Below are 10,364 nucleotides of genomic sequence, written 5' to 3' on the forward strand. Positions count from 1 at the left end.
GCCACCGGGTCCGCTCATCCCCGGAAAGCCGCCAGCCCCCGTCATCCCGGGATATCCCGATGCGCCACCAGAGATGCCTTCTTCTCCGTTGCCCATCGCACCTGGAAAGCCGCCTATTCTGCCCGGTGCTGCGGCAGAAGCAGCGTGAAGCGGTGGGCGAGGCGGCAACGTGGCATGACCGTCTGGAGAACGTGCCCGAGGGCCCGATGATCCTCATCGCCAATGAATTCTTCGATGCCATCCCCATCCGCCAGTTCGAGCGGCGCGCGGGCGTTTGGCGTGAGCGGGTGGTGGGGCTTGCCGATGGCAGGCTGTCGCTCGGGGTGGGCGGCATCGTGCCGGGCACCATGGGCAAGGACGGCGACGTCCTCGAATTCGCGCCGGCGCGCGACGAGATTGCGCGCGAGATCGGCTCGCGGCTCGCCGCGCATGCGGGCGCTGCCCTCATCATCGACTATGGCCACCTCCACACTGCGGCGGGTGATACGCTGCAGGCGATGCGCGAACACCGCTTCGTGCCCGTCACCGAAACCCCGGGCGAGGCCGACCTCACCTCGCATGCCGATTTCGAGAAGCTCGCCCACGCCCTCACCGAAGCGGGTGCCGTCGTGCAGCCCGGCATGACGCAGCGCGACTTCCTGCTGGCCATGGGCCTTGAGCAGCGCTTTGCGCAGCTTCAGGGCAAGGCTGACGCTGCAACCCGGGCAACGCTCTCCCGCCAGATGGCGCGGCTTGCGGATGAGGCGCAAATGGGTAACCTGTTCAAGCTGCTCTGCGCCACCGCGCCGGGCATGAGCACGCCTTACCCTTTCGGATGACCATGATCGCATCGGACGCACTGGCCCTCGGCGGCATTTCCCACGGTTTCTTCACCCGTGAAGGCGGCCATTCGACGGGCCTGTTCGACTCGCTCAACTGCGGCATGGGCTCCGGTGATGACAAGGAAACGGTGCTGAAGAACCGCGCAACCGTCGCAGCGAAGCTCGGCGTCGCATCCGATCGGCTCCTCTCTGCATGGCAAATCCACAGCCCCGATGCCGTGGCGGTCTCCGGCCCGTGGGACGGCGAGGAGCGCCCGCGCGTCGACGCGCTGGTCACGACGACGCCGGGCATCGGCCTTGGCGTTCTCACCGCCGACTGCGGCCCGGTGCTCTTCGCCGATCCGAAGGCCAAGGTGATCGGTGCGGCCCATGCCGGTTGGAAGGGAGCGCTCACCGGCGTTACCGCGCGCACGCTCGCCGTGATGGAAGAGCAGGGGGCGGATCGCGCCAATGTCACGGCTGTCATCGGCCCGATGATCTCCAGGGCCGCCTATGAGGTGGGCCCAGAGTTTCCCGGCCGCTTCATCGAGGCCGATCCCCGGAACGCGCAGTTCTTCATCGCCTCGCCGCGTGCGGGTCATTACATGTTCGACCTGCCGGGTTATCTCGCCGAGCGCCTGCGCGGCGAGGGCGTCGGCACTGTCGTCAACCTGTCGCTCTGCACCTTCAGTGACGAGCGGCGCTTTTTCAGCTATCGCCGTGCCACGCATCGCAACGAGAAGGATTATGGCCGCCTCATCTCGGCCATTGCGCTCACATAGGGACTGACCATGGCATTGCATTTCGACCGCGCCGAATACGCCCGCCGCATCAAGGCCACCATCGCGGCGATGGAAAAGCAGAAACTCGATGGCCTGCTGATGTTCCAGCAGGAGTCTATGTACTACCTCACGGGTTATGACACCTTCGGCTTCTGCTTCTTCCAGTGCCTCTACCTCGGCACGGACGGAAAGCTCGCACTGCTCACCCGCTCGGCTGATCTCCGCCAGGCGCAGCACACCTCGATCATCGAGGACATCCGCATCTGGACCGATGCCGCGGGTGCCAAGCCCGCCACACAGCTGCGCGACATGCTGCAGAGCCTCGGTGCCAAGGGCAAGCGGCTGGGCGTCGAGAACCAGTCCTATGGACTCACCCACGCCAACGGCAAGGAGCTGGATGCAGCGCTCGAAGGCTTCGCGAAGCTTTCCGATGCGAGCGACCTCGTGAACATGATCCGCGTGGTGAAGTCGCCCGCTGAACTCCGCTACGTGCGCAAGGCGGGCGAGCTGGGCGATGCGGCACTGAAAGCCGCGGTGCGCAAGACCAAGCCAGGTGCCGACGAGGGCGAGATCCTTGCGGCCCAGCAGGGGGCGATCTTCGCAGGCGGCGGCGACTATCCGGCCAATGAATTCATCATCGGCTCGGGGCGTGACGCGCTGCTCTGCCGTTCCAAGTCCGGCCGCCGCAAGCTCTCCAAGAAGGACCAGCTGACGCTCGAGTGGGCCGGTGTCTATCGCCACTACCACGCGGCCTTCATGCGCACCCTCATCATCGGCAAGCCGTCGAAGCAGCACCTCGCGATGGACGAAGCCTGCCAGGAAGCGCTTTCTGCCGTCGAGGAGCAGCTGGTGCCCGGTCGCACCGCGGGCGATGTGTTCGCCGCCCATGCCTGCGTCATGGATGCGCATGGCATGAAGGACCACCGGCTCAATGCCTGCGGCTATTCGCTGGGCGCCAAGTTCACGCCGTCGTGGATGGACAGCCCGATGTTCTACAAGGACAATCCGGTGGTGATTGGGCCCGGAATGGTGTTCTTCGCGCACATGATCCTGATGAATTCGCAGGCCGGTGCCGCTTTCTGTCTTGGCCGCACCTACATCATTGGGGAAAAGAAGCCCGAGCCGGTTTCAAAGGCGTCGCTGGGGATGATAATCCGTTAGGCCATGGGTGAGGTGGGTGCGATCTGCGGGGCGGAAAGGGTCCGGGGCTGGTTGGCCTCGGCGCTCGTCGTCGTGTTCGCGCTCCTGCTCACCGCCTGCTCGGCGGGCTCCATCCTGACCGATTCCGGTCCCTCGCCCTCCGGCAACCCCAAGGGCAAGACGGTTCCGCCCATTGCCTATGAGCAGATTTCCGGAATCCCGCCGGACAAGCTCTCGGCCTTCAAGCAGTCGCTGGCTGGCGCTGGTGGCCAGCACGACATCGGCTTCGTCGAAGGCAATCTCAAGTCGGGCGGGTTCAGCCTCGGCGGCTCGATCCGCGCCATACCGGGCAATGCGGGCGTGCGCGTCGTCTATGAATGGCAGTTCCGCGATGCCGACGGCGTGCTGATCGACACCTTCTCGGGCGAGGACAATGCCGGCGTCTATTCCGGTCCTGATCCATGGGGGGCGGTGACTCCCGATGTGCTCGACCGCGTGGCGCGCCGCACGGTGGACATGATGGCCCAGAAGCTTGCCGGCATGGGCTATGCCGCGCGGCTGTCGGGCCTCACCTCGCCGCCCGCCGAACTCTTCGCCAAGGCCGGCCCCTCGGCGGGCCGCCAGATCGACTTTGAAACCGTGCATGGCCCCGGCCTTGCCGAGATCGGCACCACGCAACTCGCCAATGCCGGCGAGGTGGTCGAGCATGAGGAGATCAAGCCCTGGGTCGCTGCCGTGTCGCCCATCCCGGGCGAGGAGCTGATGCCGAAGGTCAATATCTCGGACGATGGCCTCGCGGCGGCACCACCTGCCTCCGACGACACGGGCGAGACAGCCGTCGCGGCGGCGGTGCCCGCGCAAGCGCCAGCCGCCAAACCCGCGAAGCAGGCCACCGCCGTGCCGGCCACCGCCAAGCCCGGCCAGCAGCCTATCCGCGCCGTCGCCGTGGTGCCGGTCAAGGGCTCGCCGGGTGGCGGGAACGATGAACTGACCTCCGCCATGCGCAAGATACTCTCCGAGTCAGGCTGGCCGGTGGTCAGCAAGCCGCAGGCCGATGCGCTGACCATCGAGGGCCATGTGAAACTCGCGGCCAAGAACGACGAGACACAGTCTGTATCACTGCGCTGGGTGGTGAAATCACCCACCGGCAAGGTGCTGGGCGACGTGAAGCAGGCCAATGACGTTCCGACAGGTTCGCTGGACGGGGGCTGGGGCGGGGCGGCGACGGCCGTTGCCGAAGCCGCAGCGACGGGCATCTTCGACGTGGTCAAGCGCTACCGCTGAGGCATGGGTTATCCCCATAAGCGTGCGCTATGCATGCATGAGCGAAATGCCTCTTTGCATCGCGTCATACGGTTGTTATAGAGCCTCGCAACCGGGGCGGATCAGAGGATTTCGGGCATGATGAAGATCGTGGCAGGCAACAGCAACCGGCCACTCGCCGAGGCCATCTGCTCCTACCTGAACACGCCGATGACCAAGGCGGTCGTCAAGCGCTTCAACGACATGGAAGTTTTCGTCGAGATCCAGGAGAATGTTCGCGGCCAGGACATGTTCGTGGTGCAATCGACCTCGTTCCCCGCCAACGACCACCTGATGGAACTGCTGATCATCATCGACGCGCTGAAGCGGGCCTCCGCCAAGCGCGTCACCGCGGTGATCCCGTATTTCGGCTATGCCCGCCAGGACCGCAAGCCCGGCCCCCGCACGCCGATCTCGGCCAAGCTGGTGGCCAACATGATCACCCGCGCCGGCGCTGACCGCGTTCTGACCATGGATCTCCACGCCGGCCAGATCCAGGGCTTCTTCGACATTCCGACCGACAACCTCTTCGCCGGCCCCGTCATGGTGCGCGACATCAAGAACCACCTCGACGTTGCCAACACCGTCGTCGTCTCGCCGGACGTGGGCGGCGTGGTGCGCGCCCGGGCACTCGCCAAGCGCCTCGACACGCCGCTCGCCATCGTCGACAAGCGACGCGAGCGTGCGGGTGAATCGGAAGTCATGAACATCATTGGCGACGTGAAGGGCAAGTCCTGCATCCTGATCGATGACATCGTCGACTCGGGCGGCACGCTGGTGAATGCGGCGGAAGCGCTGCTGGCGAAGGGTGCCAAGGACGTGACCGCCTATATCACCCATGGCGTGCTTTCGGGCGGTGCGGTTTCGCGCATCACCAATTCGAAGCTGAAGGAGCTGGTGATCACCGACTCGATCCAGCCCACCGAGGCCGTGAAGGTTTCCCGCAACATCCGCTGCCTCCCCATCGCCTCGCTGATCGGCGAAGCCATCGGCCGGACGAACAGGGAAGAGAGCGTTTCGAGCCTGTTCGAATAGGGTCTGGCACCATCTCAACCTCATCAGGGCCGTGCCTGTCCCGGCCATCCTTTGTTGGAGGCAGCGGCAAAGGCATGCCCGGGACACGCCCGGGCATGATGAATTAGTGAGAAATTCCAGTGGTTTGTGGCCTTCGCCATGACCATCTTGCCCCCGCCGCCCCCTTCCGCTATAGGCCCGCCCATCCGTTCGGCTCGTTCACCCCTGGAGGAAGTCCGGGCGGATCATTCATACTCAGGAGTCTAACATGTCCAAGATCGTGCAGCTCAAGGCCGCGTCGCGCGCCCGGGCAGGCAAGGGGGCCTCTCGCGCAGTCCGTCGTACGGGCCTCATCCCCGGTGTCGTCTATGGCGACAAGGCGGAACCCCAGCTTATCTCGCTCACCTACGGCGACGTTCTCCCCCACATCGAGACCGGCCGTTTCCTCTCGACGCTGATCGACCTCGAGGTTGACGGCAAGACCGTTCGCGCCATTCCGCGCGACGTGCAGTTCGAGCCGGTGCGCGACTTCATCGTCCACGTCGACTTCCTGCGTCTCGGCAAGGATGCCCGCGTGCGCGTGAACGTTCCCGTTCACTTCAAGGGCCAGGACGTGTCCCCCGGCATCAAGCAGGGCGGCGCTCTCAACATCGTCTCGCACACGGTGGCGCTGTCGTGCTCCGCGAACCTCATCCCGGACGAGATCAACGTTGACGTCTCGGCCATGCAGGTCGGCCAGTCGATCCATCTGTCCGACATCAAGCTGCCCGACGGCGTGTCCTCGGCTGTGAAGGATGACGTGACGCTGTGCGCCATCTCGGCCCAGGCCAAGGAAGAGGAAGCGCCGGCTGACGCCGCTGCGGCAGAAGTTCCGGCAACCAACCAGAAGGCTCCGGCCACTGGCGCTGCAGCACCTGCCAAGGGCGCTGCTCCGGCCAAGGGTGCCGCTCCCGCCAAGGGCGCAGCTCCCGCCAAGGGCGCAGCGCCTGCCGCTGCTGCTCCGGCCAAGAAGAAGTAATCCCAAGAGGGCCAGATGCACCTCATCGTGGGGCTCGGCAACCCGGGCTCCAAATATCAGGGCAACCGGCACAATATCGGCTTCATGGCGGTGGACGAGATCGTCCGCCGCCATGGCTTTTCGCCGTGGCGCAAGCGCTTTCAGGGGGAAACCTCGGAAGGCCTGCTGGGCGGCGAGAAGGTGCTTCTGCTGAAGCCCCAGACCTACATGAACGAAAGTGGCCGTGCGGTTGGCGAGGCCATGCGCTTCTTCGACATCGATCCGTCGCAGGTCGTCGTGCTTTATGACGAGCTCGACCTCGAGCCCGGCAAGGTGCGCGTCAAGCTCGGCGGCGGTGCGGCAGGCCACAACGGCATCCGCTCGATGATCGCCCATTGCGGGCCGCATTTCGTCCGTGTGCGGATGGGTATCGGGCATCCCGGCCACAAGGAACTCGTGCACGGCTATGTGCTGAGCGACTTCGCCAAGGCCGACCGCGACTGGCTGGAGCCGCTGCTCACGGCTGTCGCCGACAATTCGGCCCTCCTCGTCAAGGGTGAGGAGGGGTCATTCCAGAACAAGGTGCATCTGGCGCTCAATCCCGCGCCGGAGAAGCCGCCAAAGAAGGCAGAGAACTGATGGGTTTCAAGTGCGGCATCGTTGGCCTTCCCAACGTCGGCAAGTCCACCCTCTTCAACGCGCTGACGCAGACCGCGGCAGCCCAGGCGGCGAACTATCCCTTCTGCACCATCGAGCCCAACGTGGGCGACGTGGCAGTGCCGGACCAGCGCCTCGACGTGCTGGCGAAGATCGCCGGCTCCCAGCAGATCATCCCGACGAGGCTCACCTTCGTCGACATCGCCGGCCTCGTGCGCGGCGCGTCGAAGGGTGAGGGCCTGGGCAACCAGTTCCTCGCCAACATCCGCGAGACCGATGCGATTGCCCATGTGGTGCGCTGCTTCGAGGATGGCGACATCACCCACGTCGAAGGCAAGATCGACCCCATCGCCGACATCGAGACGATCGAGACCGAGCTGATGCTGGCCGACATGGACTCTCTCGAAAAGCGCGTCGTCGCCACCGAGAAGAAGGCCAAGCAGGGCGACAAGGAAGCCAAGGAAGTTGCCGACCTGATGAACCGTGCTCTGGTGCTGCTGCGCGACGGCAAGCCCGCCCGCCTCGTCGAGCGCACCCCGGAAGAGGAGAAGACCTTCCGCGGCCTTGGCCTGCTCTCGTCCAAGCCCGTGCTCTATGTCTGCAACGTCGAGGAAGCCTGGGCCGACAAGGGCAATGATTTCTCGGCCCGCGTATTCAAGCGCGCCGCGGAAGAAAATGCGGTGGCCGTCGTCGTGTCCGCCCAGATCGAATCCGAGATCGCCGTCATGGCGCCGCAGGACCAGAAGGACTTCCTCCATGCCGCCGGCCTTGAGGAGCCGGGCCTCAACCGCGTGATCCGCGCGGGCTATGACCTGCTGCATCTCGTCACCTATTTTACCGTAGGCCCCAAGGAGGCCCGCGCCTGGACCATCACCAAGGGCACGAAGGGCCCGGGTGCAGCCGGCGTGATCCACACGGACTTCGAAAAGGGCTACATCCGCGCCGAGACCATCGCCTTCGAGGACTATGTGTCGGGCAACGGTGAAGCGGGTGCCCGCGAGGCAGGCAAGTTCCGGCTGGAAGGCAAGGACTACGTCGTCAGGGATGGCGACGTCATGCATTTCCGGTTCAACACGTAAGACTGAACATCATCATCGCCGGGCTTGACCCGGCGATCTTTTTTGGCGACCACTGCAGAGGATGCGCGGGTCAAGCCCGCGCATGATGAGCGTGAGATGAGGGCTGCCGCTTGACGTCCGACCTGCTGCACTACGAAGACTTTCCCGAGGGGCTCGTGATCCCGCTCGGCTCCCATCACCTGTCGAAGGACGAGGTGATCGCCTTCGCCAAGGAATGGGACCCGCAGCCCTTCCACCTCGACGAGGCGGAGGCTGAACGCTCCGTGCTCGGAGGATTGGCCGCGTCGGGCTGGCAGACCAGCGCCATTCTCATCAAGCTGTCCGTCGAGGGCTATGCCAACCGCTCTGCCGCCATGGCATCGAACTCCATGGAGGAGGGCCGCTGGCTGAAGCCCGTCTATGCCGGCGAGACGCTTACTGGCCGTGCCACCGTGCTGTCGCGCCGCGTGTCGTCCAAGCGCCCCGAGATGGGCATCCTCAAGATGAAGTTCGAGCTTTTCAACGCCGAAGGTGAGCTCAAGGCGGAACTCACCGGTGTGCAATTCATGAAGGTCAGGCATCCATGATCGGGCTGTGGCTGGACGAGATCCAGGTGGGGCAGGTGGTGGAACTGGGCACGCACCACTTCACCAGGGAGGCGATCATCGCCTTCGCGAAACAGTATGATCCGCAACCTTTCCACCTGAGCGATGAAGGCGGCCGCGAGGGCCCCTTCGGCGTGCTCTCGGCCTCGGGCTGGCACACCGGTGCGGCGTGGATGAAGTGCTATGTCGCCACCAACCAGGCGGCGGAGGCGAAGTTCCGCGCCGGAGGCCGCGAGCCCGCGATGATCGGCCCGTCACCCGGCTTCACCAACCTGCGCTGGCTGAAGCCCGTGACGCCGGGTGACACGATTTCCTACCGCAGCACGGTGACGGGCACGCGCGAACTCAACTCACGGCCCGGCTGGGGCCTGGTGTTCTCGATGAACGAGGGTTTCAACCAGAAGGGCGAACTGGTGTTCTCGTTCGAAGGCAAGGTGCTGACGCCGAAGCGGCCCTGATTTTTTCCCCCGCCTCGCGGGAGAGGACAACAATCAATGCCCCTCGAAGCTCACCAGCGTGTGCACCTTCACGCCCTTGGCCTTGAGCTTGTCGGCACCGCCCAGTTCCGGCAGGTCGATGACGAAGGCCGCCGAGACCACCTCGCCGCCCGACTTGCGGATCAGGTCGATGGCGGCACCCGCCGTGCCACCGGTGGCGATCAGGTCGTCGATCAGCAGCACGCGATCGCCCTTGTTGATGGCATCGGCATGCATCTCGATGGTGTCGACGCCGTATTCCAGCGCATAGTCCTGGCCGATCACGCGTGACGGCAGCTTGCCCTTCTTGCGGATGGGAATGAAGCCGCGGCCGAGGTTGTGCGCCACCGCACCGCCGAGGATGAAGCCGCGTGCCTCGATACCTGCCACATAGTCGATCTCGCCCTTCAGGAAGGGCCAGACGAGTTCATCCACCGCAGCGCGGAAGCCATGCAGGTCAGAGAGCAGCGTGGTGATGTCGCGGAACATCACGCCGGGCTTGGGGTAATCCGGAATGGTGCGGATATAGCGCTTGATGTCGAAGCCGTTGCGCAGGTCCATGGGTTTTCTCCTCGCTCAGGGCCACTTCACGATGGGCGGCATGGATGAGAGGATCGACTCGACGTTGCCACCCGTCTTCAGCCCGAAGATGGTGCCACGGTCATAGAGCAGATTGTACTCCACATAGCGGCCGCGGCGGATGAGCTGTTCCTCGCGGTCATCATCCGTGTACGGCATATTCATGTTGCGGCGCACGAGCTTCGGATAGATGTCGAGGAAGGCGAGGCCAACATCCTTGGTGAAGGCGAAGTCCTTCGCCCAGTCGCCCGAATTGAAATGGTCATAGAAGATGCCGCCGATGCCGCGCGGCTCGTTCCGGTGCGGCAGGAAGAAGTATTCGTCGCACCATTTGCGGAACTTCGCATAGTCCGCCACCGCATGGGCGTCGCAGGCGCCCTTCATGGCGGCGTGGAAGTCCACCGTGTCCGGGTCGTCCTGCACCCGGCGGCGGTCGAGCACGGGGGTGAGGTCGGCGCCGCCGCCGAACCAGGTCTTGGTGGTCATGATGAAGCGGGTGTTCATGTGCACCGCCGGAACGAAGGGGTTCCACGGGTGGATGATCAGCGAGATGCCGGAAGCCCAGAATCGCGGGTCTTCCTCGGCGCCGGGGATCTGCTTGCGGAACTCCGGCGAGAACGCGCCGTGGACGGTCGAGGTGTGGACGCCAGCCTTCTCGAAGACCTTGCCGTGCAGCATGCTCATGACGCCGCCGCCGCCGTCGGGGCGTTCCCAGGCCTTGCGCTGGAAGCCGCCGTCGCCGTCGATCTCCTCCAGTGCCCCGCAAATGCGGTCGCGAAGGGTCTCGAACCAGCTGCGGGCGGCGGCCTGGCGGGCGGTAAGGCTGTCGGTCATCGGCGATTCCTGTCGGTTTTCCCTCAGCCTAGCACCCTCCAGAGGATGGGTGAACACGCCCCTCGGGCATTTGCCGAATTGAGAAAATGGATTTCTGATAAACCATTGCGGGAAAAACGA

At 64.8% G+C, this 10,364-nt stretch carries 12 protein-coding genes; 10 read left to right on the plus strand and 2 right to left on the minus strand.

Features of this window, described 5'->3' with window-relative positions:
• Positions 1-59 precede the first annotated feature (59 nt).
• The 10 genes from WCJ41_RS17640 (at position 60) to WCJ41_RS17685 (ending at position 8,813) form a co-directional block, all read left to right on the plus strand.
• Positions 60-818, plus strand: coding sequence for an SAM-dependent methyltransferase (locus WCJ41_RS17640; protein ID WP_336907150.1), 759 nt, complete (start codon positions 60-62; stop codon positions 816-818).
• A gap of 2 nt (positions 819-820) precedes the next feature.
• Complete coding sequence (gene pgeF / locus WCJ41_RS17645; protein WP_336907151.1) at positions 821-1,582, plus strand: peptidoglycan editing factor PgeF; 762 nt, start codon at positions 821-823, stop codon at positions 1,580-1,582.
• A gap of 9 nt (positions 1,583-1,591) precedes the next feature.
• Entirely contained in the window at positions 1,592-2,743 is a 1,152-nt protein-coding gene (locus WCJ41_RS17650; RefSeq protein ID WP_336907152.1) for a Xaa-Pro peptidase family protein, read from the plus strand.
• A 3-nt stretch (positions 2,744-2,746) separates the two neighbouring features.
• Positions 2,747-4,006 (plus strand): hypothetical protein, encoded by a 1,260-nt coding sequence (locus tag WCJ41_RS17655; protein WP_336907153.1) that lies wholly within the window; start codon positions 2,747-2,749, stop codon positions 4,004-4,006.
• Positions 4,007-4,126: 120 nt separating this feature from the next.
• Positions 4,127-5,059, plus strand: coding sequence for a ribose-phosphate pyrophosphokinase (locus WCJ41_RS17660; protein WP_336907161.1), 933 nt, complete (start codon positions 4,127-4,129; stop codon positions 5,057-5,059).
• A 247-nt stretch (positions 5,060-5,306) separates the two neighbouring features.
• Positions 5,307-6,056, plus strand: a complete 750-nt coding sequence (locus tag WCJ41_RS17665) for a 50S ribosomal protein L25/general stress protein Ctc (RefSeq protein ID WP_336907154.1) — start codon at positions 5,307-5,309, stop codon at positions 6,054-6,056.
• A gap of 15 nt (positions 6,057-6,071) precedes the next feature.
• Complete coding sequence (gene pth / locus WCJ41_RS17670; RefSeq protein WP_336907155.1) at positions 6,072-6,674, plus strand: aminoacyl-tRNA hydrolase; 603 nt, start codon at positions 6,072-6,074, stop codon at positions 6,672-6,674.
• On the plus strand, positions 6,674-7,771 hold the full coding sequence (gene ychF, locus WCJ41_RS17675) for a redox-regulated ATPase YchF (protein WP_336907156.1): 1,098 nt from the start codon (positions 6,674-6,676) through the stop codon (positions 7,769-7,771). The genes pth and ychF overlap by 1 nt, the downstream gene beginning before the upstream one ends.
• 110 nt (positions 7,772-7,881) lie before the next feature.
• Positions 7,882-8,337 (plus strand): MaoC family dehydratase, encoded by a 456-nt coding sequence (locus WCJ41_RS17680; protein ID WP_336907157.1) that lies wholly within the window; start codon positions 7,882-7,884, stop codon positions 8,335-8,337.
• On the plus strand, positions 8,334-8,813 hold the full coding sequence (locus tag WCJ41_RS17685; RefSeq protein ID WP_336907158.1) for a MaoC family dehydratase: 480 nt from the start codon (positions 8,334-8,336) through the stop codon (positions 8,811-8,813). Before WCJ41_RS17680 ends, WCJ41_RS17685 begins: the two co-directional genes overlap by 4 nt.
• A gap of 33 nt (positions 8,814-8,846) precedes the next feature.
• On the opposite strand, the gene WCJ41_RS17690 is transcribed toward WCJ41_RS17685, so the two are convergent.
• Both WCJ41_RS17690 and hemF read right to left on the minus strand, forming a co-directional pair.
• Positions 8,847-9,392: an adenine phosphoribosyltransferase gene (locus WCJ41_RS17690; protein ID WP_336907159.1), complete on the minus strand. Its 546-nt coding sequence runs from the start codon at positions 9,390-9,392 to the stop codon at positions 8,847-8,849.
• 15 nt (positions 9,393-9,407) lie between these two features.
• A complete protein-coding gene (gene hemF / locus WCJ41_RS17695) occupies positions 9,408-10,244 on the minus strand; it encodes an oxygen-dependent coproporphyrinogen oxidase (RefSeq protein ID WP_336907160.1) in 837 nt (278 codons plus the stop codon).
• Between the last annotated feature and the right edge of the window lie 120 nt (positions 10,245-10,364).

Origin of the sequence: Aestuariivirga sp. (assembly GCF_037139295.1) — a bacterium.
In the GTDB taxonomy this organism is placed as follows: Bacteria; Pseudomonadota; Alphaproteobacteria; order Rhizobiales; family Aestuariivirgaceae; genus Aestuariivirga.